Source organism: Fuscibacter oryzae, assembly GCF_016765795.1.
GTDB lineage: Bacteria > Pseudomonadota > Alphaproteobacteria > Rhodobacterales > Rhodobacteraceae > Fuscibacter > Fuscibacter oryzae.
This window is the reverse complement of record NZ_JAESVP010000003.1, coordinates 353520-375764: the sequence shown is the minus strand read 5'-3', so window position 1 is coordinate 375764 and position 22245 is coordinate 353520. Positions and strand designations below refer to the sequence as shown.

Annotated in this window: 24 protein-coding genes, 1 tRNA gene and 1 pseudogene; 4 read left to right on the top strand and 22 right to left on the bottom strand. The window is 60.6% G+C overall.

Going from position 1 to position 22245, the window contains the following annotated elements; all coding sequences use genetic code 11:
• Positions 1-10: 10 nt before the first annotated feature.
• Positions 11-1192: a BaiN/RdsA family NAD(P)/FAD-dependent oxidoreductase gene (locus tag JI744_RS07850; protein ID WP_202659179.1), complete on the bottom strand. Its 1182-nt coding sequence runs from the start codon at positions 1190-1192 to the stop codon at positions 11-13.
• 114 nt (positions 1193-1306) lie between these two features.
• Here JI744_RS07850 and JI744_RS07845 point away from each other — a divergent pair.
• Positions 1307-1381: transfer RNA gene (locus JI744_RS07845), tRNA-Gln, on the top strand.
• 156 nt (positions 1382-1537) lie between these two features.
• On the opposite strand, the gene JI744_RS19320 is transcribed toward JI744_RS07845, so the two are convergent.
• From JI744_RS19320 to JI744_RS07800, 9 genes are all read right to left on the bottom strand, one after another.
• Complete coding sequence (locus JI744_RS19320; RefSeq protein ID WP_202659177.1) at positions 1538-1858, bottom strand: excalibur calcium-binding domain-containing protein; 321 nt, start codon at positions 1856-1858, stop codon at positions 1538-1540.
• 389 nt (positions 1859-2247) lie between these two features.
• A complete protein-coding gene (locus tag JI744_RS07835; RefSeq protein WP_202659175.1) occupies positions 2248-2499 on the bottom strand; it encodes a hypothetical protein in 252 nt (83 codons plus the stop codon).
• Between the two features lie 91 nt (positions 2500-2590).
• On the bottom strand, positions 2591-3124 hold the full coding sequence (locus tag JI744_RS07830) for a hypothetical protein (RefSeq protein ID WP_202659173.1): 534 nt from the start codon (positions 3122-3124) through the stop codon (positions 2591-2593).
• Between the two features lie 85 nt (positions 3125-3209).
• Positions 3210-3398 (bottom strand): hypothetical protein, encoded by a 189-nt coding sequence (locus JI744_RS07825; RefSeq protein ID WP_202659171.1) that lies wholly within the window; start codon positions 3396-3398, stop codon positions 3210-3212.
• Positions 3399-3569: 171 nt separating this feature from the next.
• Positions 3570-4304: a hypothetical protein gene (locus JI744_RS07820; protein ID WP_202659169.1), complete on the bottom strand. Its 735-nt coding sequence runs from the start codon at positions 4302-4304 to the stop codon at positions 3570-3572.
• 64 nt (positions 4305-4368) lie between these two features.
• Positions 4369-4812 (bottom strand): hypothetical protein, encoded by a 444-nt coding sequence (locus JI744_RS07815; protein WP_202659167.1) that lies wholly within the window; start codon positions 4810-4812, stop codon positions 4369-4371.
• Between the two features lie 297 nt (positions 4813-5109).
• The gene (locus tag JI744_RS19315) at positions 5110-7443 is read right to left on the bottom strand and encodes a phage tail tape measure protein (protein ID WP_202659165.1); all 2334 of its coding nucleotides are present in this window, start codon (positions 7441-7443) and stop codon (positions 5110-5112) included.
• A gap of 12 nt (positions 7444-7455) precedes the next feature.
• Entirely contained in the window at positions 7456-9087 is a 1632-nt protein-coding gene (locus JI744_RS07805; RefSeq protein WP_202659162.1) for a terminase large subunit, read from the bottom strand.
• Positions 9088-9089: 2 nt separating this feature from the next.
• On the bottom strand, positions 9090-9491 hold the full coding sequence (locus tag JI744_RS07800; protein WP_328757042.1) for a P27 family phage terminase small subunit: 402 nt from the start codon (positions 9489-9491) through the stop codon (positions 9090-9092).
• Between the two features lie 47 nt (positions 9492-9538).
• Here JI744_RS07800 and JI744_RS07795 point away from each other — a divergent pair, with 47 nt between their 5' ends.
• Positions 9539-9922: a hypothetical protein gene (locus JI744_RS07795; RefSeq protein ID WP_202659158.1), complete on the top strand. Its 384-nt coding sequence runs from the start codon at positions 9539-9541 to the stop codon at positions 9920-9922.
• A 2-nt stretch (positions 9923-9924) separates the two neighbouring features.
• Here the strand turns inward: JI744_RS07795 and JI744_RS07790 are convergent, their stop codons facing one another.
• The 4 genes from JI744_RS07790 to JI744_RS07775 are packed head-to-tail and all read right to left on the bottom strand — an operon-like array spanning position 9925 to position 11385.
• The gene (locus tag JI744_RS07790) at positions 9925-10236 is read right to left on the bottom strand and encodes a phage head closure protein (protein ID WP_236019339.1); all 312 of its coding nucleotides are present in this window, start codon (positions 10234-10236) and stop codon (positions 9925-9927) included.
• Positions 10236-10658, bottom strand: coding sequence for a DUF3168 domain-containing protein (locus JI744_RS07785; RefSeq protein ID WP_202659150.1), 423 nt, complete (start codon positions 10656-10658; stop codon positions 10236-10238). Before JI744_RS07785 ends, JI744_RS07790 begins: the two co-directional genes overlap by 1 nt.
• On the bottom strand, positions 10655-11110 hold the full coding sequence (locus JI744_RS07780; protein ID WP_202659148.1) for an HK97-gp10 family putative phage morphogenesis protein: 456 nt from the start codon (positions 11108-11110) through the stop codon (positions 10655-10657). Before JI744_RS07780 ends, JI744_RS07785 begins: the two co-directional genes overlap by 4 nt.
• Positions 11110-11385: a head-tail connector protein gene (locus JI744_RS07775; RefSeq protein ID WP_202659146.1), complete on the bottom strand. Its 276-nt coding sequence runs from the start codon at positions 11383-11385 to the stop codon at positions 11110-11112. The genes JI744_RS07780 and JI744_RS07775 overlap by 1 nt, the downstream gene beginning before the upstream one ends.
• A 205-nt stretch (positions 11386-11590) precedes the next feature.
• Here JI744_RS07775 and JI744_RS07770 point away from each other — a divergent pair, with 205 nt between their 5' ends.
• The gene (locus JI744_RS07770; protein ID WP_202659144.1) at positions 11591-12745 is read left to right on the top strand and encodes a hypothetical protein; all 1155 of its coding nucleotides are present in this window, start codon (positions 11591-11593) and stop codon (positions 12743-12745) included.
• Positions 12746-12761: 16 nt separating this feature from the next.
• On the opposite strand, the gene JI744_RS07765 is transcribed toward JI744_RS07770, so the two are convergent.
• The 7 genes from JI744_RS07765 to JI744_RS07735 all read right to left on the bottom strand — a co-directional run bounded on the left by JI744_RS07765 (position 12762) and on the right by JI744_RS07735 (position 19373).
• Positions 12762-13256: a hypothetical protein gene (locus JI744_RS07765; RefSeq protein ID WP_202659142.1), complete on the bottom strand. Its 495-nt coding sequence runs from the start codon at positions 13254-13256 to the stop codon at positions 12762-12764.
• Between the two features lie 217 nt (positions 13257-13473).
• Positions 13474-13818 (bottom strand): HNH endonuclease, encoded by a 345-nt coding sequence (locus tag JI744_RS07760; protein ID WP_202659140.1) that lies wholly within the window; start codon positions 13816-13818, stop codon positions 13474-13476.
• Positions 13818-14426, bottom strand: coding sequence for a hypothetical protein (locus JI744_RS07755; protein ID WP_202659138.1), 609 nt, complete (start codon positions 14424-14426; stop codon positions 13818-13820). The genes JI744_RS07760 and JI744_RS07755 overlap by 1 nt, the downstream gene beginning before the upstream one ends.
• Positions 14427-14430: 4 nt before the next feature.
• The gene (locus JI744_RS07750) at positions 14431-15960 is read right to left on the bottom strand and encodes a phage major capsid protein (RefSeq protein WP_202659136.1); all 1530 of its coding nucleotides are present in this window, start codon (positions 15958-15960) and stop codon (positions 14431-14433) included.
• On the bottom strand, positions 15957-16283 hold the full coding sequence (locus JI744_RS07745) for a gene transfer agent family protein (RefSeq protein ID WP_202659134.1): 327 nt from the start codon (positions 16281-16283) through the stop codon (positions 15957-15959). Before JI744_RS07745 ends, JI744_RS07750 begins: the two co-directional genes overlap by 4 nt.
• The gene (locus tag JI744_RS07740) at positions 16276-17499 is read right to left on the bottom strand and encodes a phage portal protein (protein WP_236019317.1); all 1224 of its coding nucleotides are present in this window, start codon (positions 17497-17499) and stop codon (positions 16276-16278) included. Before JI744_RS07740 ends, JI744_RS07745 begins: the two co-directional genes overlap by 8 nt.
• Before the next feature lie 71 nt (positions 17500-17570).
• Positions 17571-19373 carry a site-specific integrase gene (locus tag JI744_RS07735; RefSeq protein ID WP_202659132.1) on the bottom strand — a complete coding sequence of 601 codons (1803 nt, stop codon included), beginning with the start codon at positions 19371-19373 and terminating at the stop codon, positions 17571-17573.
• A 333-nt stretch (positions 19374-19706) separates the two neighbouring features.
• Here JI744_RS07735 and JI744_RS07730 point away from each other — a divergent pair.
• A pseudogene (locus JI744_RS07730) lies at positions 19707-20438 on the top strand (transporter associated domain-containing protein); the annotation flags it as partial.
• A gap of 19 nt (positions 20439-20457) precedes the next feature.
• On the opposite strand, the gene JI744_RS07725 reads toward JI744_RS07730, so the two are convergent.
• Complete coding sequence (locus tag JI744_RS07725) at positions 20458-22002, bottom strand: helicase HerA-like domain-containing protein (RefSeq protein ID WP_202659120.1); 1545 nt, start codon at positions 22000-22002, stop codon at positions 20458-20460.
• Between the last annotated feature and the right edge of the window lie 243 nt (positions 22003-22245).

The following is a 22245-nucleotide window of genomic DNA, read 5'->3' as shown; positions in this document are numbered from 1 at the left end:
CGCCGCCCCCTTACGCCACCTGCCCGGCAGCCCAGCCGGATGACCAGGCCCACTGAAAATTATATCCGCCCAGCCAGCCGGTTACGTCCACAACCTCACCCACGAAATACAGCCCCGGAACGCCACGCGCCTGCATCGTGCGCCCGTCAAGTGCCGTGGTATCCACCCCACCCAGTGTGACCTCTGCCGTCCGGTATCCCTCGCTGCCGACGGGCATCAGCGCCCATGCCCGCACCCGTTCTCCCACGCGCGCCAGTGTCGCCTGCGACAGTTCGGCCATTGGTGCCGTCGTCAGGCCCAGATCCTCCTCGATCACGCGGGCCAGCCGTTCGGGCACGATACGGGCCAACACCGTGCGCAGGGCCGACTTGCCCTGCGCCCGCTTGGCCGCCGCCAGTTCTGCCACAACATCACGCCCGGGGGCCAGATCGACCACGATCCCCTGCCCCTCGCGCCAATAGCTGGAGATTTGCAAGACCGCAGGCCCCGACAGGCCGCGATGGGTAAACAGCACCGCCTCGTCAAAACCGCGCTTGCCGCAAGACACCCGGCCCTGCACCGCAACCCCGGACAAGGGGGCCAGCCGCGTCAGCTCCTGTTCGGCAAAGGTCAAAGGCACCAGCGCGGGCCGGGTTTCGACCAGCGGCAGACCAAAGCTTTCGGCCAGCTTATAGCCATATCCTGTGGCCCCCATTTTGGGGATCGACTTGCCACCGGTCGCCACCACCACCGCCTCGGCCAACAGGGGGCCACGGGCGGTTTCCACCTGAAACCCCTGCGCCATCTGGCGCACCTCTCCCAGCGCGCAAGACAGCCACAACTCGCCGCCCGCGCGCGCCAGATCGTCGGTCAGCAGTTGCACGACCTGCGTGGCCGGGCCGTTGCAAAACAACTGGCCCAGCGTTTTTTCGTGCCAGGCGATCCGTGCCGCATCCATCCGGGCGATGAAATCCCATTGCGTGAACCGCTTCAGCGCCGACAACGCAAAGCGCGGATTTTGCGACAGAAAGCGGTCTGGCGCGACACCAAGGTTGGTAAAGTTGCACCGCCCGCCGCCGGAGATGCGAATCTTTTCACCCGCTGTGCGGGCATGGTCGATCACCACCACCCGGCGCCCCCGCCGCGCGGCCTCGATCCCGGCCATAAGCCCGGCCGCGCCCGCCCCAAGAACTGCTACATCTACCCGATCCATGCGCCCGCATAGCCGCTGCAACCCGCCCCGTCCACTGCCCAGACCACTGCCCGATTTTTTCGCCAAATGCCTCTTGCACCGCGCAATCGCCTTCGCTAAACACCGCCGCACGGTTGGGGCGTAGCCAAGTGGTAAGGCAGCGGTTTTTGGTACCGCCATTCCTAGGTTCGATCCCTAGCGCCCCAGCCAATCGAGATTTTCCTTTATAATCATACACTTACGCGAACCGCTCGGATCGCATGTGTTACAGTTTTGCGTGTGTAACACTTGGGCTTCACTGTCAAAATCAAGCCTTCTGAGTCAAAGGGCTGGTTCGCGGAATGCCCGCAAACCAGATTCTCAATATCACTCGCACCCTACCCCATCATTATCCCGGTCAAGATGCGCACCATAGCCGGGGTCGCCCCGATAAACCGGGGCTGCGCCTGCGGCCCTCGCAGCAGCGCAATTTCGATATGATCCAACGCCACTGGATATGAAGCCTTGAGGGGCAGTGTAACGCGGCGCTGTCTTGCGGGTGGTGTTTCGGTGACAGTGATAGCCACCACGTTTTCTGTCATTGTGGCACCCCTCAGAGTTGAGGCCACCAGAGTGCGCAAGCACCTCAGACGGATGGGCCGTAAATGTCAGAGCGCTAATTGTCGCAACTTTCAAAATTCTGAGCATGATTCCTCCTAAGTATAGCGCAAGCACTACGACGCAACTTTTGGACGAATTGCTGACCAGTTCAGGGAAAGATTCTTACGGAAATATGTGCAACATCGCTTCGACCGAAAATGATCGCGAAAACCAAGAAAGGGCGAGACTTCCGCCCCGCCCTTTCTGATCGCGTCAAGGTTCTCGGCACCACGCGACGGAGTAATGCCGCCGTGCCGTGTCGGGGTTTTCGGAATGCCACCGCGCACTCGCCGACTGATGGCAGTGCCTTCGCCTGGCTCTTGGACCGAGACAGGGCGCACCACACCCTTACCTTGCCTATACGGCTGACGGGGCTGATCATCTCATCAGGATAGGAAGAAAGTGCAGGCGCCGTGGGGCGCTGTTCTTGGAGGTGGTTAGGCAGCCCGCGCCATCTCTGCCATTAGCAACTCTGCAAGGGTAATCGGGGTCAAATGCCCAAGCTGGGTGGTTTTCTTTGCTCCGCCACAGGTGACAGTGATTAACCCGCCGTGCGTCGTGAACTTACCGCTCAAGACGCTGCCTGATACAGGCCGATGCAGGACAGTGCCGCTTGAGCTTTCGCCCGGTTCGCCATCATAGAAGGCGAAGGTTGTTACCGGATCGGCGTCAATGTAGTCTTGGGCCATGTGTGGCTCCTCTATAAAGTTGCATGTCGAGAACAGAGGGCGGGCTTCCGCGTCGGCAAACTAAGTCGCCCGTCCTACTGTCAGGGGCCTTTCAGCCCGTCACCTTCCACTGTGGGAAGGTCCACCGGACCTGCTTATCAAGCTGGTCAAGCATCTTGTTCAGGCGCGTCACGTTTTGCAGTGCGGCCTTCTTTGTCTCTGGGTCCGACAGGTCGGAAGCCTCGATTTCGGCAAGGCGGGATTTGATCTCTTGCCGCTTGTATTCGTTCACTTGATGGGCAAGGTCAGCCGCAGCGTCGATTAAACAGCCGACCATGACCTCGGCACGACCAAGCGAACCCTTTGTGCCTTTGAACGGGTAGAAATCGTCATCTGGCGGCGGTATCGCTAGGTCGCGAGTGTGTGCCTCAGGCCCCAGGTCATCATCAAACTGGGGTGTTTCAATGCCAGCTAGGTCAAGCGCAACATTGAAGTCTGAGCTGCTATAGCAGAAGTCACCTAAGAACTCGAAAAAGGGGGTCTTGAATACGTCCGTAGCTGTAACCGCGCGCCGAAGGTCGGCTTTCTTCTCTGTTTTCTGGCGTAGTCGCCAGCGGCGTTGCGCTTCTGCGTTGGCATTTGGCATGGTGTCTCTCCTTATGGAATCATTACTATTACTATGTAGATAGTAATGCAAGGACAAAATGCGCGGTCCACAAGTTGACGTAGCGTCAAGCAGCCTGCACCACCCGCAGCCCCTCAAAGTCTGCCCGGCACCCCTCGGGCAGAATATCGGCACAAGCCAGCGCCTCGGCCATCAGGTCGCGCAGTTCGGCGGCGGTGGTGCAGGCGGTGACAACCGCGCCCTGTAGGGCGTCCAGCAGGGCAGTATAGCGGTCGTCGGAAAGGAAGTTCGGCATCATCGGCTCCATGTTTCGATGATGCGAGTCTAGGCCGCGGGGATTCCACGGCGCAAGAGGAAATTCACGTAACTATATGTTTTTATTCAACTAAGTAAGTCGTTACTTAGTTTTGGCCGGGATGGGATGGGCCAGGAATAGCTAGGTGGCTGGATAGCTACGCGCCCCTTGTCAGAACATGCCGTAACGCGGGTCAACGCGCGAAGTGGCTTCCTCTGCATCCTCTTGGGCCTTTGCAGCCCGGTCGGCCTCGCGCTTTTGGATACGCGCCGCGAACTCGGCCTGAATACGCGGTTCGGGGATTCCATTTTCGCGCTGGCGCCTGAACCAGTTTGCATCAGAACGCCGGTCCTTCCCGTGCTGGTCCTTCTGTTCGGTGGTCAGGCTGGAAAGATCGGCGTTCGGCTGTTCGCGCTTCCTGCGCTTCGCATTGTAGACCGCGCGCCCCTCACCGGCCCGCCAATCGTCAATCCCCTCTTGGCGGCGCGACACGTCGCCTTCGGCGCGTTTCATCGCGGCCTTGGCCTTCTCGATAGCGTGGTCCAGCAACAGAACGCGGCGGGCGTCCCCATCGGCCCGGACGGGCTTCGCCAAGATCGTATCCCGCTTGGCTTCGGCCTCGCGCAAATTTGCGCGGGCAATGTCCCAACGTGTCAGCTTCACCTCTGGAATGATTGTATCGGGGTCGTCGGCATCGGGGCCTTGGTAGGGCAGCGCCGGAAGACTCTGGACCTGCGGTTTCACCGCGACCGTTTCAACAACCGTTTCAGCATCAGGTTTCCCAATGGCGTCCAGTTCACGCATTAGGTCGTATATGGCGCTATCATCGCGCTTGATACCGCTCAGAACCGCCTCAACATGCGGATCAAAGTCGTCTTCGTCTTGCAGGAAGTGGTCAATCGACATATAAAGAAACTCGCAAATGGAAGAGAATTGCAGGGGTTCAGCGTTGGCGCGCTGGCCCCTGTTTTCATTCGGCGGCGCGGTCGATCTGGTCAGCCAGATCAGATGCCACGCTAAAGGACAGCGGATGTTCCGCCCCGGTGACGGGGTTGATCAGTTTGACGCCCGCCCCCATGCGCTTGACCTTGATACCCGACAGCGCGGCCAGCCCTTCGATCCACCGCAGCTTGCGTTCACGGTCGGACGGCAGGTTGCCAGACTCGCGCATCAGGTCGGCAAGGGTCGGCCCCTCGTTCGCCGGAATGGTGGCTTCAAAGCCATTCGCCCGGATGGTGATCTCGGTCGGCGCTTTGGTCACGTCCACGCCCGGCAGTTCAGCCGGGATTACACCAGCGTCGATCTTCGCGCGGATATGATCGGTAATCACATCCACCACGGTCTTGCCCTCGGCTTCCGCGATCAGTTGAAGTTGCCTGCCGCGTTCATCCGGCAGCTTGAGATTGAAAGCCATTACGGCACCCTTACGTTGTTTCCACCCACAACATAGGCACTGGTGCCTAAGTATACAAGGGGCAATTTGTGCGTGTCGTTTTGCACGTTACGCATGACTGCAACCGGGGAACGGAAAGCGTGTCGTTTTGCCCGTATATATGTATATCTAAGAGTATCTTCTTACTCTTAGAGAATATACGTAACGGGCAAAACGACACGCCCTCAATCTCACCATTCCTCGGTCGTAGTCACCCGCGTCTCATCCTACACATACCCTTCCCCGGCTGGTCGCGGGCTTGCGCCCGCTCCATGCGCCTTACCGGATCATCCCGCCCGGTCTCATCTGTTTCACCAGTTCGTCGCGGATGATGCCCCGGAACATAGACTCGGACTCACGCGCCATCTGTTTCGCGAGATCGGCATTCTGTTCGGGCGTTCCGGCTGAACCGTTCACGGTGATGGGTGCGGATATGCTGATCGCTGGCACCCCTTCGCCAGAGTCCATAGGGCGCGCGCTGGTGAGTCTCGCCATGTTTCCGGTGGGTGACACCAGCCCACCCTCGGCATAGCCCCTGCGGGCGCTCTCATGGAGTCTGGCAAGGTTCCCTGCGCCAAGGCGGGCCACAGTCTCCTTGCTGAACACAAATTCGCCCCGATGGACCACCCCCGCCGGTTCATACTTCCCACCTGGCCCGGTGAAACCACCATCGGCGAAGCCAAGCAGCCCGCCGATCCAAGACGCCAGACCGCCGCCCGCGCCCCCTTCGCCAAACAGCGACATGAAGGCTTTGTTGAATTGCGCCTCGGCCATCTGCATCAACAGTTCCGCCACGGCTTCCTCGGCTGACTTCGCCCCGGTCAAGACGCTGGTGAAAATGCCGGTCAGGGCCTCGGCACCGGCCTCGCCCCGCTTCTGAACCTTTTCCAGATCGTCGGCGGCTTTGGCGGCGGCGGCACCCGCCCGCGCATGGGCTGCGGCCAGTTGGTCGATCTGCGCAATCAGTTCGGGGGTCACGGCCTTGCCGTCGCGTTGTGCTGCCACCAGCAACTCGGCACGGGTCCGGGCGAATTCCAACATATCGCCGTAATCCTGACCAGAGGCGGCGGCGGCAATCATCGCAGCGGCTTGTGCCTCTAGCGCGGCCTTTTCGCGTTGCAGCCCCTCCACGGCCCGCGCGAACTCATCCTGTTTGCCGCCACCGCCACCGCCTGACTTCGCCGGGTCGGGCACGCCAAGGTCCATCGGCCTGCCCTTGGGGCGTTGCGACGACTTGGGGGCCAGCGGGCTAGGCGGCAACAGGTCTTCCCCGGTCCCGGTCAGGGGCGTGCCGGTATCCATCAGCGACAACTTGCTGACTTCGGCGCGGGCGGCTGCGGCCGCAGCGGGCAGCTTGGTAATCCAGCCCAGCAGCGCGGCCACCTGATCAATCACGTTACCAAGGCGGGCTTGGTCCAGCGCGTCCATTTCGCTGATCGTGTTTTGCGCCTCGGTGATGACCTCGCGCAGCTTGGCGGCGTATTCCTCGCCGGTGATCGTGCCAGCCTCAAAGGCGCGGGCTGCATCGCCGATCCGCGTGGCAAGATCGGTCAGGGCCACGGCCCCCGCTTCATTCCCAAGGCCGCGCATCATATTGCTGGCGTCGGACAAGGCCGGGACCAGATTGCGGGCTTCATTGGCAAGATCGGCATATTCGACCTTCAAGCCCTCGATCTCGGCCAAGGCATCCTGCGGAACCTCGGGCAGATCGCCCAAGGCGGCGGCGGTGCCCTGCCCCAGCAGCCGCGCGGTATTGGCCGGGTCGAAGTTCATCTTCGCCCGTTCGCGTTCGACAAGACCGAAGAACTCGGCAGCCCCCACGACGCCGGTGCGCCACAGGCTTTGCAGCCGGGTTTCCACCTCACTGAACTTGGCGTCCAGTTCGGCGGCCTTGTCGATCATGTCGGACTTCATGACGATGCCAAGGTCATGCGCCCGGTCGATCTGGCCCCGGATTGCACCTTCGCCCTTTTCAAGAAGCTGAACGAATTGTTCGCCCCCGGTGCCGCCGAACAATTCATCGCTGATCCTGATTTGCGCTGCCTTGTCCATGCCTTGCAGCCGCTTGATGATTTCCAGCATCAACGCGGACGGGTCTTTCAACTTGCCTTTCAACTGGTCGGCGGTGAACCCGAGGCGCTGGAACGCTTCGGCGGCGGAACCCTTGCCGGTCACCACAAACTCATCTGCGCGCAAGGAAAGCTCTTTGAAACCATCGGTCAGGGCATCAATGCTGATCCGGTTCTGATCGGCCACATAGCGCCATTCCTGAAACGCCTCCACGCCCATACCGGCGCGCTTGGCCTCGTCGCCCATCTCGGCAAGGCTGCGGGTCACACCGCGCACCGATGCCACGACCCCGGCCACACCGATACCGGCCACCGTGCCCGCGATACCGGCAATCTTCGGCATGGCGATCTTCTGGAACGCCGCCGACATGCGCCCGCCCAAGCCCTCGTAAGACTTCGCCATCTTGTCGGCGCTGTCTTTCGCCCTGGCCTCCATTTGGCGGGTCGCCCGCTTCTGAACGCCTATGGCTTTGTCAAAGTCGCGCTGGAACTTGTTTACAGAGGCTTCCAGCTTCACCAGAAGGCCGGTTTCATCAAGGGCCATACTCATTACTCCTTACAGAATGGTCAGACCCAAAACGCTTGGGTCGCTATAGCGGCTGCGCGTGTTATGCGCGGTGACGGCGCGCGAAACCGCCATGGCCGAAGCAATGGCGGCATCAATCTTGCCGTTTGATCTTTGCTTGTGCATCCGCACCAGCCCGCTTTGCGGGTTGGTCGAAACCGCCACATTGTCAAAGTGCTGGCGCAAAACCGGGTCGCCATTGTGCCGGATCAGATCGCCGTTGACGGTCCTGATCAGGTTGCCGGTGGCCTCGGACATGATCAGCGCGCTTTGCGGATGGGTGAACACCGGCAGGCCGTCATCGGTCAGGTTCTGGGTCAGGACGCGCGCAAGGGCCGGGTCCACCGCGATCTCCTGCACATCATAGCTGGCGCACAACTCGCGGATATGGTCCTCGACCTGCTTCTGGTCGATCACCCCACCGGGGCAAAGCTGGATCAGGTTCAGGTCGGCCCATTGCGGATAGGGCGCGCGGTCGCGGTGCCCCTTGGCTTCAAGATCAGCAGAGGGCACGAAACAGGTATTGCGCAAGGTCACCTGCCCGTCGCCATGACGGAAGGCGATTGCCACGGCGGTCAGGTCGCCCGATTGCGACATATCCACGCCGATGTAAGCCGGAAGCTGTTCAAGGTCGGCCTCGTCGTCGTCCAGCCTGCGCCGGTCATAGGTCGGCATGTCAAACAGCGGGTCGCGGCTGTTCCCGTGCCACTTGTTCAGGTGGTATTGCTGGAACCCATAGGCCGCCGAAGGCATGTGCTGCGCCCGCTGCGCCTTGTTCCGCAGGTCTTTCAGGTCTTGGAACCCGTCTTGCAGGCCGGGGTTACAGCGGTGCCAGACCGCTTCGTCGGTCCAGTCGTCACCCTCCTGCATTTCAAACAGGATCGGCAGAACCGAAGGGTCATGCACCTTGCCCAAGGCCACATCGCGCGCATAGGCGTATTGATCGGCGGCGAAACCCTCGGCCCCGCGCCCGGCAGTCGTGGCGGTGATGATCAGGCCATTCCGGCTTTTCGACACGCCGGATTCCAGCACTTCCCACATTTCCGCGCCCGCGCCTTCCTTCCAAGCGTGAATCTCATCACACAGAACAAAGGTCGGGGTCGTGCCGTTCTGGCGCGAACCATCTGAAGAAACCACTTCAAGTTTCGACTCAAAGCCCTTGATCTGACTTTCAATCTCCTTGGCCGCGTTGCGCTGGTCGGTGATCTTGCACACCCTACCAAGCCGGGGGTCCAGCTTGACCACGTTCGTCGCCTCCTTGAAGGCGATGCCCGCCTGCCGCTTGTCGCAGGCGGCAAAGACCAGCTCACCACCTGGAACCTTTTCCGGGCCGATCAGGTGCAGCAGCGACAGGGCAGCGGCCAGCGATGTCTTCCGGTTCCCGCGCGGGATAAAGAAGAACACCCGTGTCACGATCCGGTCGCCATCGGCATCACGCGGGCCATAGATCGCCCGCACAATCCGTTCCTGCCAAGGGTAGAGGGTGAAGGCCCGGCCCGGCTGATCGCTCTTGATGTGGCGCAGGGCGCGCAGAAATTGCACCGCGCGTTCACCATGCCCGAGGGGGTCAGGAATCGGGCTGGTGTCAAACACCCACGCCGGGAAGGTGGAAGGTGCCGCCATGGTCAGATCGCCAGAGGGTCGGGGCTGGTGTCGCCCGCGCCACCCTCTTGCCCTGCCCCCATGCGCGCCCGGCTCACCGGGTCAAGCCCGAGGGTCGCGGCGATCTGGCGCGCGGTTTGCGCGGCCCGGTTCTGCACCCCGAACAGCTTCACATCCACCACGCCGCCCGCAAGCTGGCGTTCGGTTTCGATCTGGCGCACCAGCCCGGCCATACAGCAATAGGTTTCGACTTGGGCCAGATCGGCGGTGCAGATGACCTTGCGCGCCACCAGCACCGGCAGAACCCGCTTCCACTCGGCCACCGCATAGGGGCTGAAATAGGTCGGCGCCTTGGGAACCTTGGTCAGCGGTTCCAGATCGGCGGTGATCTTGGGCTTTACCCCGCGAAGATGCTTGGAACTCACAACGCCACCCCATATGCTGAAGCCAGATAGCATACGGAAAATGCTTTATGAGCCGCACCCTTACTGCCCTTCTGATCGTTACGAATGTCGCCACGGGATATCAGGCTTGGATTTACTACCAGCGGCATCAGGCAGCGATTTCGAGCAAGACCACCGACCGGGAACGTGAAGTGTTTGGCGCAGCTTGCGTGGACTGGCTGAACGAAAAAACCAAGGAACGCGAAGTATCCTTGGCGGTCGGAAGATCGTGGAAGAAACACGGCCAGTTGGTCTTTGAAATTATCCCCGCGAGTGGCCAGGATTGGGCAAAGGTTGTGGAAAAATTGCCAGCGGAAGAACTTCCTGCGGTGATTTGCACATACGACAGGCAGAGCGGCGTCATGTTTGCAGCGACAGGTTCCGAACGGGACCGCTGGATGTTTTACGAATAGGCTCATGCCGCCACCGCCCGCAGTTCAAGGCCCTTCCTGCGCCCGATCTCGGCCACAGCGACGATGTTCCATGCCTTGCCCGCGTGAACGATCCGGTCAGCCACGGTCACACCCGGAATCCAGCGGATGACAAACACCGCGTTATTCGTCACGCCTTCGCCGTAGGTGGTCAGGAACTCGGAAACCCCGGCTTGCCGAAGCTCGGCCCGCCCGCTGGCATAGGTGGCCCATGTCTGCACCGCGTGGCCGCTGGCGCTCACCGTTTCGGACAGGTGTTGCAGTTCAATCGGCTGTTGCAGCTTACCGGCCTGCATCACTCGGCCCTCCACCGCAGGACCGCCCGCAAGGCGATAGCCGCATGGGTATGTGACCGCGCCGGGTCAGGATCAGAAAGCCATGCCAGATCGGGCCGCGCCCATTCGTCGATTGCGAAACCATCGGCGGGCGGGGCATCCATCAGCGCGGCCAGCACACCACCGGCGATTTCCTGCGCCACTTCGGACCCATCTTCCACCGCCCAGAGGTGCAGCATCAGCGCGACCTCGGCCACGATCTGCCCACCCGACGCCCTGCCCCGCACTTCCACCCGGCCCGGTGTCATGACGATTGACGGCATATGTTCAGGCCGGATCGCCCCTGCCCGGATACGCTCGGGCGCGATGTGCTGCACAATGGTCGGGCTGGTGATCAGCACCGCGCGAACGGCAGTTTGCAAAGCAAGGGTCGGCTCTATCATTGCAGGGCCTCCTTGATCGCCTTGTGCAACAGCCGGTTGATCCGGCGCAGCAGCCGGGCCTTGTTCAGCCGCCAAGCCGGGTTGAAATAGGGCTGCGCAGGCATAGCCCCCGTGCTGGTGCCGTCCTTGTGGTGGCGTTTTTCGGTGCCACCCTCGACCAGATGGGCGTGGCGGGCATCGGCATCACCGGCAGTCACCAGCACTTGCCATTCGGTCGCGGTGCGCTGCCCACCATCCCCGGAGAAAGCGGGGGTTGTCTGGCCCGGCCCGGTGACGTGAACGCTTTCAATCAGCGCGCCCGTGCGCCGCGATGCCTCTGCCAAGGTGCGGGCATCGGCGGCGATCTCTGCCCCGCCCTTGATCAGCACCGGGCGCAGGGCCTCGGGCAGCTTGTCCTTCACGGCGCGCAGCTTCTTTGCCAGCGCCTCGGAACCCTCGACATAACGGGCCATCACACTTCCCGATACTTGAGGGGCGACAGCATTTCATGAATGCCGAAGGGCAGCGTGTAAGGGTTGCTAAAGCTGATCGCCTCACGGGCGTCATAGTGCTGGCCGATCAGCATCAACGCGGCCTGCACCATCAGGGCGCTATAAGGGTTGAACCGCTCGCCGGTGTAAGCCTCCACCCATTCCTCGGCCACATTGGCGTAATGGGTCAGAAGTTCCTCGTCGCGGTCGTCGTCAAGGTTCAGGTGCGCCCGGATCAGGGCAAGGGAAAGCTGCATACTGGTTACTCACAAGGGCAGAACACCCCTGCAAGGTAACATGATACCCCATCCGTGGAAAGTTATATTATAACATTTCCTACGCGCAGCACCACACGCCGGTTCCCACGGAGGGGGCGAAGTTGAAGGATACCCCCTAGCAGGCTCGCCGTGAACGGCGGTAACATCCAATCAACCGATGATTCTGGTAAGGGATTTAAGTCTAATGACAAATTTGGGAATAACGAAGAAAGTAGACAGCGGTGAATACGTCGTATCATTTAGCAAGCCGCAATTCCAAGAATTCATCTACAACCTGACATCCAGCCCACGAGAGGAAACCTATAGATTAGAGATCGGATTTGATCTAACAAAGTCACGAATTAAATCAATTGTTGATAAGATAAGACATCAAATCAAAACCCAAAGCGAACTACTGAGCGACCAATACACTTTTACATGCACCCTTGACAACAAGCACGAGGTTACATGGCATAGCTATGAGCAATTCTTTAACACAATTGAATCATTTAGCGGTGTAGTTGTTCGAGTGAACGTGACCGCAACATACATGATTGGATTTAATAGAACTCCAGAGCAAAAAATAGAGCGGCAAGTTGTAAGTATAGACTTTAGGACTGCTCCAGTTGGGTGGGTCTTAACACGAATTATGTCTACCGAGATTACCTGGCCGCCCGCCATTTATCAGCTAATTGAAAGAGAGTTGCAAAATCTGGCCCCACAAGAACTCAACTTAATGGGAAAAGATATCTTCCCCTTTAAGTTGATTGTGGATGGCTTGGTCAGCACATCAATTTCTCTCGGCGCCATGAAAATGCTCGGAAAGCATGGAATTTCCGCCGCCAGGTTCTCCTTCCTAAAGCTCGGAGTTCTCAGCGCTGTTACGACGATGCAAGTTATAGCATTAATGATGGTGCTGAACTTTGCAAGAGATCGCCCGATGTTCAATCCAGAAACGAAGCTGTTTGAACGTGGAACCTTTCAGACATATGTGAATAATTTTGGCCTAGATGCTGCGGTAAAACAGGCAGATTACTCCGCAACTCTATACCAAATGGGGTATGGAAAATGGGCAGACGGCCAAAGCCCCATATCCCAAATGCTTGACAAGATGCAAAGCTTTGTATCAATTTGGGGGACGATTATCGGCCTTTCGGTCGCACTAGTCATGCTTTATTGCACAAGAAGAGCAAGGTGGCATATTATTCAAATGCAAGGACGCATTAGCCTTACAGAAGACTCTATTTCCCCTCGCGAAAAGCCTGCGCACTCCACCGGAATATTGGAAGCGATCATGACGGGATTATTTGCAACAGCGATTTGGATCGGAACCGCTCAGATTCTAAAATTCTTCTCGTGAGCCAAGTAGCGTAAACCTATTCTGTGCATCGCCCATCACCCACCATCAGCGCCCGCTCCACCGGCCAGCCGTTCTTAATCCGCTTAGCGATAGTCTGCGCCTGTAGGCCGGTGCGGGTGGCCCACTCGCCTAGGGGCAAGGTCTCGCCGTTGTAGGTCAGCACCCTATTCGGGCCGCGCCGCCTGCGCTGGCGTTCGGCCACATCGGCCTCGATCTTCGCCCGCAAGGCTTCACCGGCCCGGCGCTTGGCCTGCCCCGGTCGGATGGTCAGCGCATCGGCCACGGTCCAGCCTGCATTCATGCGGTTGGTGAGCGTCGGCTGACCTATGCCCGTGCGATCTGACCATTCCTTGAGGGTCAGGGTTTCACCGTTGTGAGTAATCAGCTTGGGTTCCGGCTTGTCCTTGGGCTTCGGCGGCGCGACCTTGCGCTTGTTCTTGGTGGCGCGGTTCCCCTTCCGGTCGCCTGCCAGTTCTTCGGGTGATGGGGCTTCGGCGATCTGCTTGCGCATCCGTTCTATGACCGCCTGCGGGTCCATACCGGCAAGGGCGCATATAAGAGCCAGGTCATTAGATGGGGTCGTAAGGAAGCGGCGGGCTTCCTCGCAAAGCCTGATCCTTGAGGCGTGGCTGCCATTATCAGCCGCAATACCTATCAGCGCGTCATCAACAGCCACCAGTAAGACAGAGTGCCACAGGGCCTTTTCGGCACTGCAACCGGGTTCATGGTCAAACACTTGCCGCCCGCTCCTGACGCTGTTTCTCGCGGTCGTGGCATGGCTTGCAGAGGGCTTGCAGGTTGTTCCAACTCATCACCAGCGCGGGGTTGCCGTGGTGGCGCTGGATATGGTCCACCACCTGCGACCCTGCCCCGCAGAAGGCGCAGGTCGGGTGCAGGCGCAGGAACTCGGCCCGCAGGGCTTCCCATGCCCGCGTATAGCCCCGCTGTCGGCTGTTCGGCCTGTTCGCATCATGGCGGCGGCCACGGGCGCGGATAGCCTCGCGCTGGCAGGTGCAGAGGCTATCCGCCGGGACAATCGCACCGCAGGAACAAAGGCGCGGGGGCTTGGGCATCACATCTTCGCTTTCAGAGCGCGAAGCCCGGCGCGGTCAAAGTCAGGATCAAGGCCAGCGGCTTCATTCTGTTCGCGCTGCCGTTCTTTGGTGTCATCTGGCGCGGGGCTTGATGCACCGGGCGTCAACTTCACCAGCCGGTCAACATGGGCGGTGAAGGCCGCGCCGATCTCGGCAGGGCTGGCGTTCCATGCCTCGGATGGGGTCCAGCCAAGCCACCCGGTCGCATAGCCGAACAGGTCAGCAAGATACTGGCCGAAGGGGATGGGCTTGGCGGGTGGCGTGGTGGCTTTGGATGTCTCGCCCTGCCCGGCTGGTATCAAGGCCATCAGCAGGGCGAGACAAGCCGCCTGCGCCGACATGACAAACGGCGCAAGCGGTTCGGTGGAAGCATCAGCCAAGAGCCTTTCGGCTTGGGTGCGATCCGTGGCGGCGGTCAGGATCACCGAACGAATGGCGGTGACTTGCTGACCGGCGATCTGGTTGAACAGGCCAGCAAAGCCGCCCGGTTCAGCTTCAAGGGCGATTGCGGCCCGCAGGGATGCCCGAAGCGTCAAGGCGTGGTCGCCATGGCGCAACAGGATTTCCGCTGCGGGCCGGATCAGCATGGCCTTATGCGGCCTTGAGCTTCAGCTTGGTCAGGGCCTCGCCCATGATCACGCGGCCACCGACGCGGCGGCGGGCGTGCAGCTTCACAATTCCGTTCGCGGCCCCGGTGTAGTCGTCGCGCAGGACTTCAAAGCCGGTGCGGTCGGCAATGGCGTAACCCGTGGCGAAGTCACCGAAGGCGATGGGCGTGGCACCGGCCACCGGGTCGGCCATGTCGGGCGCTTCATAGACCGGGCGGCCCAGAAGGGTCGGCGGCTGACCGGCGGCAAGGCCCGGCTGCCACAGGAATTGCCCGGTGGCATCAACCATGGTGCGAACCACCATCATCGTCTTGCGGTTCATCAGCCAAGCGCCACGGTTCGCGTAGGTCGTCTTGATGCCATAGAACAGGTCAAACAGGGTCGCGGGTGTCAGACCGACCAGACCCACGCCCAGCGTTTCAAGCTCGGGCACTTCGGTCGAAGTCATCACACCCTCAGCGGCGGTCGTGCCGTTGCCGGTGACAAACCATTGCGCTTCAAGTTGGCCGAAGCGGCGGGCGATGTGATCCGCCAGATAGGACGACAGGTCCACCTGCGCATCTTCCAAGAGAATGCGCGTCACCGGCACGATGACCGCCATTTCGTGCGCCTTCAGGTCGATCTGTTCAAAGCTCGGCTCGGATTCCACACGGGCGGCGGTTTCGGTGACGTGCTGCGGGTTCACCTCGGCCACCAGCCGGGGCAGTTGCAGCAGCGGCCCGCCCATGCTGATCACCGATGCAAGATTCCGCATCGGCGATTGTTCGGCGACTTTCTCAAGGATCGAAGCCGAAACAGTTTCAGGGGCCAGAATGCTGCCGGTCGAAGGTGCGCCATAGGCAAGGCTCTTGACCTCGGAACGGTCGCCGGTGCGCAGGAAGTGCGCAAAGGCTTTGACTTCCTCGGCACCCACGACAGGCGATTGCGCGCCGGTCACATGAACGCCGGTGCGGTTGCCCTTGGCCTCCAGTTTGTCCAGGCGGGCTTTGACCGCCTCGAAAGCCTTCAGGTCGATTTCCGGCGCATTGGCCGGGGTCTTGTCGTCTTCGTTTTCCATTTGGGGAATCTCACTCGTTACAGATTTGACAGAGGTGATCTGCGCGCCCGGATGGGCCGGGACGGCAACAATGCTGATTTCGTGCAGGGCAAGTGCCGTGATCGTGCGGCCCTTGGCGTGGCGGTTCGCGGCCTTGGTGACAAAGCCGATAGACAGGCCCGAGACGGCCCCGGCCCGGATCATGGCGCGAACCTCGCGGGCGCGTTCCACATCCTCCACCAGCAAGCGGCCTTTGACGGTCAGGCCGGATTCAGATTCCGCGATCTGATCCCAAACCCCGATCACCTGCCCCTGATCATGGGCGAACAGCATGGGCAGGGCGGTGGGCTGGTCGAATGCGCCTTTCTGGATCACATCGCCCACGCGGTCGGCTGAACCGAAGGGCCATGCAATGCCGGTGATTTCGCCGGTCTCGGTCGCGGTGATCTGCGCCTTGATTTCCAGCCGATCGGTCACGCGGCCACCTGTTCCGCCTTGCCGTTCCAGCGCGCTTCCATGATCTCAAAGGCCAGCGGGAAGGTTTCGACCAGCGGGCGGTTGCTGGCGTAGGCATCGCAAAGGCGCTTGGCGTCCTCGGGCGTGGTGCCCGCGCCGATCAGGCCCAGCCGGATGATCTCGCGCAGGGCCTCGGCAGGATAGGCCATGCCCACCAGTTGCAGGTAAAGCGCACCGACGCCCAAGCCGGTCAGCTTTTCCAGTTCGGCCAGCATGGGGTCGGTCAGAATGAAGGTGCGTTCGCGGTCACCGAAGAAAGCGCGGTGGGTGATCTGGTCAGTCATTGGTGGTTTCGTCCTTGGGGTCTTGGGAAGGTTCAGGCGCGGGGGCTGCGCCGGTGGTGGTGAAGGGGTTTTCCAGGGTGTCGCCTTCGGCCATCGCCGGAAGGTTCAGGAAGCCGCGCACCTCGTTTGCCGTCATCGCCCCCATGGCCCGGTATTGGCTTAGGGCGGTGGCACGGGCGGCGAACTCGACCGAAAGCAGATCATCGGGCGTGGCCTCGATATAAAGACCTGCCCGTTCCTCGGGGGTCAGCAGGACGCGGGTATAAGCGGCCTGCCAGCGGGCAATCCACGGGCGCAGGGTGCCGGTCAGGAAGTCGCGGTGCGATTGTTCAAAGTTGGACCAAGTGCCCCGCGACAGTTCGTAAAGCAGCGCGGGCGGCACGTTGAAGGCACGGGCAATCTCGCGCACCTGTTCCCGGCGCACCTCGGAAAATTCGGCATCAGCCAGCTTCAGGGCGATCTCCTGAAACTCCATGCCCTCATCCAGAATGGCGGTCTTGCCCGACTGTTCGCCGCCATGGGTCGCAAACCAAGAGCTTTTCAGCTTGGTCAGCGCTTCCGCGTCCAGCTTGTTCGGGTGCCGGATCACGCCCGAAGGACGGCCACCATTCTTGAAGAACCCCGACAAGTGCTGTTCAGCGGCCACGGCCAGCCCGATAGCTTCACGGGCCAAGGTGACAGGCGACACGCCGCCGGGGGCTTGGATGTGCAGCACGTCAGAATAGGACAGGACCACATCACCACCGCCCTTAAGGCGCAGGCGGTAAGAAGGTTCGCCGAAGTCGTCATATTCAATACTGACCGCGCCGGGGTCCAGCTGGTGCAGTTCAAGCGCCCTGCCCTCACCGTTGCGGACGACATGCGCAAAGCCGTGGCCGGTCAGCAGGGCATCCATGGTCAGGGTTTCGCGCAGGGCTTCGGCGCTGGTCCAGTCGTTCGCCCAGTCATGCACCAGCCCATAGGACGGGTGATCCTTCGCCGCCTCTTTGTCGGCGGTGTAGGTCTTGAACGGCAAGGTGGCGACAGATTCAGCGATCAGCGACACGGCCCTGCGCACGGCAGGAACTCGCATGGCAGAATGCGCGGTGATGGTTACGCCAGACCCTACCGGAGATAGCCCGAACAGCCCAAAGGCTTCGGGGCTGGTCAGCGTGATTGCTTTCTGTTCGGAAGTGTCTCGCCCGACAATGCGGGCGAGACGGGACATGATACCCATGCGGAACTCGTTAAAATACTACGGTATCATGATACCACAGCGCGGAATCCCGAGGCAAGCGATTTGTTATATTATAACGCTGTGAGTGGGTCTAGGTTCAGATCGGGATAGGCAATCGCGTTCACCAGCTTCACGCGATGATCCAGCATCCCTTGCGGAATGATGCCATACTTGCCGGTGGTGGAGGCTTCGGCATGTCCAAGGATGAAACCGAACTCATTGTCCAGATAGCCGCCACGGCGCAGGGCGTCGGCTGCACCATGGCGGAACGAATAGAGCGAAAGGCCCCTGCCCTGCTTCATGCCGATACGGGTCATGTAGCGCCCGAACTCGCGCGCTACGTCGGCCATCATCTGCCCACGCGCGTTGCGCTTGGCACCGGGAAACAACTGCGCGCCACCCTCTTTTAACCGCGCTGCGTGGTAGCGGATGAATCCGAGGCGAATAAGTTCGGGATGCACCGGCACCACTCGCATTGAACCTTCGGTCTTTACCGACTTACCTTCTTCGGTTTCGTCGCCCTCGGTCGTGATATGTATGATCCAGTGCCCATGCACTTCCCGCACGTCATTGACCGCAAGCTGGCCGATCTCACCCGGTCGCGCACCAGAAAACAGCATGATCAGCGGAACCCAGAAGCGATGGTCTCTTATCAGCACATCACCGGGCTTCGCCACGTTGCGCCATTCGTCGGCGCTCTTGCAGCCGGTGAACCAAGGCGATGCAAACAGGGTTTGAAGTTGTTCGGTCTTGAAGGGCAAGGTCGGGGCCTTGGTTTCCTTCTTAAGCATCATCTTTTCGGTCGGGTTGCTCTCCAGATAACCGTTATCAACAGCCCAGGTCATGAACGCCCCGAGGCTGGATAGGTAACGGTTCACGGTCCGGTTAGCCAGAACCGGCTTGCCCACTTTCTCATTCGCCTTGACGATCTGGTGAATGTTCATGCCCGCGAACACTTTGGTTTCGGTGGCCTTGACCGGATACTTCGTCAGCAGTTGTTTCCACTCGCGGACCTCAACCTTCGTGATTTTCGCAATAGGGAAGCTGGCCCCGACAAGTTGCACAAACGTGCCAATGTCGCGGCGGCACTGGTTCAGTCGGTCTTGCGCCACGCCGTTCTTGTTCTCGCGGGCGAATATCTCGAAAATCTCCATGATGGTTTCGCCCGGCTTGGCTACCTCGCGTCTTGATCCAGTGGCAGGCTTAACCAGCGGGTCAGTCGGCAGGCCACCCCAATCGCCCCGGTCGCGCTCTAGGGTGCGCTGTAGAGCCTCGATCTCGGCCCGCATCATGTGCCGGGCAAGGCTGATCCAGTCCGGCGTTCCACGCTGCACCAGAAGGCCGTTCTGGCGCAGGTAATCGTCAACCTCATGGGCGATCAAAGCAGTCTCGCCCTTCGCCAAGTGTTTGCGCATGTCGGCCAGCTTCGCCTTCCGGGCGTCGGCTGCAATCTCGCCCGCCTTCTGCATGACCTTTAGGTCAAGCGTGGCGTTCAGGATTGAAAACTGATCGGTGCCGGTGATCTCGCCCCGTTCCACCTTATCCAGCAGGTCGGCCTTCACGGCCTGAATATCGTCGTCGCCCGGCAGGTTCGCGCGCTCCTTGTCGTCGCGGTCTAGCGTGGCCGTGTAGTGATCCCAAACGGCATGATCCCGGTCAGCGGGCACCAGCGCGCGGCGAGCGCGCAGGTCGTCAAACTCGCGCTGCCAGTGCGCCAAGATGGGGTAAAGGCGACTCTTGGCCTCGGCTACATCTGCGGTTCCGAGGGCCTTCACGATCTCGGTTTTCCCGACGATCTCGACCAGATCAAGGGGCACCCGGATACGGGCGGAATAGGCCCCTCCACGCCTCATAAGATGACTGACTCGGGCCATGAAATGCTCCCTGTGGAACGGTCGTGTGTTACAGTCATGTGTTACAGTTTGACATACAATTGTCAATAAACTACAAATACTTGTGTGAAATCTATGGACTTAGAAAAAGTTGGATTAATGCCCTAGCGCCCCAGCCAATCTTCCTTACAGCATGAAAATCGCGCGCCGCCAATAACTTGGCCTGTGATGCGGCATGTCTTGACCGCGCAGCTCTTTGCCGGTCATCTCTGGCGTATGACCCTGCACCAGATGTTTGCCGCCCTGCTCCGCCCGTTCCGCGCCACTACACAGGTGGAAGCGCGCGTTGCCTTGCGCGAAGATATTGCCAGCGGTGCCGCGGGCGAGAAAGAGGCGCGCGACCGCCTGCTTGGCGCGCTGGACCTGTCGGACCGCACGGTTGAAGAGATCATGCGCCACCGCCGCGTGATCGAGATGATCGACGGCGATGCCCCGCCCGAAACGATTCTGCGTCAGGTCATGGCCTCTGCCCATTCCCGGCTGCCCGTGTTTCGCGGCGACGGCGAGAACATTCTGGGCGTTATCCACGCCAAGGATCTGTGGCGGGAAAGCGATCGGCTGATGCGGGAAGAGGGCAATCTTCAGGGCCTTGATCTTCTGAAGGTGGCGAGTAAGCCCTATTTCATCCCCGAAACCACCAGCCTTGATGATCAGATGCGCGCCTTTCTGAAGCGCCGCACCCCCTTTGCACTTGTGGTCGATGAATATGGCGCCCTGCGTGGCCTGATCACGCTGGAGGATATTCTGGAGGAGATCGTCGGCGACATCACCGATGAATTCGACGTGGTGGCGCGCAATGCCGGGATGAAACCGGATGAGACCGGCGGTTGGCAGGTTGACGGTGCCATGACCATCCGCGACCTCAACCGCGCGATGGACTGGCATCTGCCCGATGACGAGGCCAACACGATTGCAGGCCTTGTCATCCACGAGGCGCAGATGATTCCCGTTGAAGGCCAGGCCTTCAGCTTTCACGGCTTTCGCTTCGAGGTGCTGGCCCGGCGCGAGAACCGGATCACACGACTGCGCGTCCGGCCCTTGCGGTAATCAGCGCCCGATCTTCTGATCAGCGCTTGCCAAAGATCGATCCCAGAATTCCCCGCACCACGGCCTGCCCGGTCTTCGTGCCCAACTGGCGGACGAAACTTTTCGCAAAGGCCTCGCCCATGGAATCTGACCGGCGCGAGGCGGGTGCGCGGCTGGCGGGTTTGGCATCCGGTGTACCGTCGTAACGGCGGGCGCGGGCGAACTCTTTCTCCTCTTCGGACTTGCGCGCGTCTGCGGCCTCGGCGGCAGAGGCCTCTTGCGCCGCCTTATCAGCCCGTGCCCGCAGCCGTTCATAGGCGCTGTCGCGGTCGATGGGGGTGTTGTACTTCTGTCCCAACGGTGAAGCCGCGATCAGTTGCGCCCGCACTGCGGCATCAACCGGACCCAACTGGCTGCGCGGCGGGCGCACCAAGGTGCGCTCTGCCATACCGGGAATGCCTTTAGCCTCAAGAAACGAGGTCACAGCCTCACCCGTGCCGACATCGCGGATGGCATCCTCGATCTGAAAGCGCGGGTTCGGGCGATAGGTTTCCGCCGCAAGTTTCAGGTCTTTCTGGTCCTTGGCGGTAAAGGCGCGCAAGGCGTGCTGCACCCGGTTGCCCAACTGGCCAAGAATGACATCCGGCACATCCGCCGGATTCTGGGTGATGAAATACACCCCCACCCCCTTGGACCGGATCAGCCGCGCGACCTGTTCCACCTTGGAAATCAGCGCCTTGGGTGCGTCGGTGAACAGCAGATGCGCCTCGTCGAAAAAGAACACCAGCTTGGGTTTATCGGGGTCGCCGACCTCGGGCAGCGTCTCGAACAATTCAGACAGCAGCCACAACAGGAAGGTGGCGTAGAGCCGGGGCGAGTTCATCAGCTTGTCGGCGGCCAGAATGTTGACCATGCCCTTGCCCGCCGCATCCACGCGCATCAGGTCCATCAGGTCCAGCGCCGGTTCGCCGAACATCTCGGTCGCGCCTTCATTCTCCAGCACCAGCAGCCGGCGCTGGATCGCGCCGACCGAGGTGGTGGACACAAGGCCATAGCGCGCCGAAATCTCATTATCGTGCTCGGCGATAAAGGTCAGCAGCGCTTGCAGATCCTTCAGGTCCAAAAGCGGCAGTTGCTCTTCATCGGCCATGCGGAAGGCGACGTTCAGCACGCCCTCTTGTGGCTCGCTCAATTCCAGCATCCGTGACAAAAGCAAGGGGCCCATATCGGCCACGGTCGCCCGGATCGGATGACCTTGCTGGCCGTACAAATCCCAGAACGTCACCGGGCTGGCACCGTATTCCAGCGTGTAGCCGATGGTTTGAGACCGCTTTAAAAACGCGTCATGCAGCTTGCCGCCTTCTGATCCGGCAACGGCGATCCCCGACAGGTCGCCCTTCACATCGGCAGCAAAGACCGGCACGCCCTCTTTTGAAAACCCCTCGGCCAGCACTTGCAGCGTTACGGTCTTGCCGGTGCCCGTTGCCCCGGCAACCAGCCCGTGGCGGTTGCCGTATTTCAGCAGCAGGTTCTGTGGCAGCCCGTAACCCTCTCCTCCGCCACCGACAAAAATCGTCTCACCCATTCCAGCACCTCCGGGGGCATTCATTCGCCAGCATTTCTTGCAGCCGCGATACACAGGCACAATACATTCTTAACCCATTCCTGCCAGCCTGTGCTTGTCGGGGTTTCGGGTTTTCCCCGGCGGTTTTCCTCCCTGTCAGACTGGCCGCGCCTCTGAAAAGGCGCGGCTTTTTTCCATGTTTACCGATGGTGGCGCGGTCACAAGAATCCTAGTTGACGGCTTTGTGAAACCGCCGTAGCGTCT

Coding starts and splice junctions, on each gene's coding strand:
- JI744_RS07775 (WP_202659146.1), bottom strand. CDS start 11,385: ATGCAGCTTTCCCTTGCCCTGATCCGGGCGCACCTGAACCTTGACGAC.
- JI744_RS07755 (WP_202659138.1), bottom strand. CDS start 14,426: ATGCTGATCCGGCCCGCAGCGGAAATCCTGTTGCGCCATGGCGACCAC.
- JI744_RS07820 (WP_202659169.1), bottom strand. CDS start 4,304: ATGTCGATTGACCACTTCCTGCAAGACGAAGACGACTTTGATCCGCAT.
- JI744_RS07785 (WP_202659150.1), bottom strand. CDS start 10,658: ATGATAGAGCCGACCCTTGCTTTGCAAACTGCCGTTCGCGCGGTGCTG.
- JI744_RS07735 (WP_202659132.1), bottom strand. CDS start 19,373: ATGGCCCGAGTCAGTCATCTTATGAGGCGTGGAGGGGCCTATTCCGCC.
- JI744_RS07790 (WP_236019339.1), bottom strand. CDS start 10,236: ATGCAGGCCGGTAAGCTGCAACAGCCGATTGAACTGCAACACCTGTCC.
- JI744_RS07795 (WP_202659158.1), top strand. CDS start 9,539: ATGAGCCGCACCCTTACTGCCCTTCTGATCGTTACGAATGTCGCCACG.
- JI744_RS07830 (WP_202659173.1), bottom strand. CDS start 3,124: ATGCCAAATGCCAACGCAGAAGCGCAACGCCGCTGGCGACTACGCCAG.
- JI744_RS07805 (WP_202659162.1), bottom strand. CDS start 9,087: ATGGCGGCACCTTCCACCTTCCCGGCGTGGGTGTTTGACACCAGCCCG.
- JI744_RS07740 (WP_236019317.1), bottom strand. CDS start 17,499: ATGGGTATCATGTCCCGTCTCGCCCGCATTGTCGGGCGAGACACTTCC.
- JI744_RS07850 (WP_202659179.1), bottom strand. CDS start 1,192: ATGGATCGGGTAGATGTAGCAGTTCTTGGGGCGGGCGCGGCCGGGCTT.
- JI744_RS07815 (WP_202659167.1), bottom strand. CDS start 4,812: ATGGCTTTCAATCTCAAGCTGCCGGATGAACGCGGCAGGCAACTTCAA.
- JI744_RS19315 (WP_202659165.1), bottom strand. CDS start 7,443: ATGGCCCTTGATGAAACCGGCCTTCTGGTGAAGCTGGAAGCCTCTGTA.
- JI744_RS07835 (WP_202659175.1), bottom strand. CDS start 2,499: ATGGCCCAAGACTACATTGACGCCGATCCGGTAACAACCTTCGCCTTC.
- JI744_RS19320 (WP_202659177.1), bottom strand. CDS start 1,858: ATGCTCAGAATTTTGAAAGTTGCGACAATTAGCGCTCTGACATTTACG.
- JI744_RS07770 (WP_202659144.1), top strand. CDS start 11,591: ATGACAAATTTGGGAATAACGAAGAAAGTAGACAGCGGTGAATACGTC.
- JI744_RS07780 (WP_202659148.1), bottom strand. CDS start 11,110: ATGGCCCGTTATGTCGAGGGTTCCGAGGCGCTGGCAAAGAAGCTGCGC.
- JI744_RS07765 (WP_202659142.1), bottom strand. CDS start 13,256: ATGCGCAAGCAGATCGCCGAAGCCCCATCACCCGAAGAACTGGCAGGC.
- JI744_RS07760 (WP_202659140.1), bottom strand. CDS start 13,818: ATGCCCAAGCCCCCGCGCCTTTGTTCCTGCGGTGCGATTGTCCCGGCG.
- JI744_RS07725 (WP_202659120.1), bottom strand. CDS start 22,002: ATGGGTGAGACGATTTTTGTCGGTGGCGGAGGAGAGGGTTACGGGCTG.
- JI744_RS07825 (WP_202659171.1), bottom strand. CDS start 3,398: ATGCCGAACTTCCTTTCCGACGACCGCTATACTGCCCTGCTGGACGCC.
- JI744_RS07745 (WP_202659134.1), bottom strand. CDS start 16,283: ATGACTGACCAGATCACCCACCGCGCTTTCTTCGGTGACCGCGAACGC.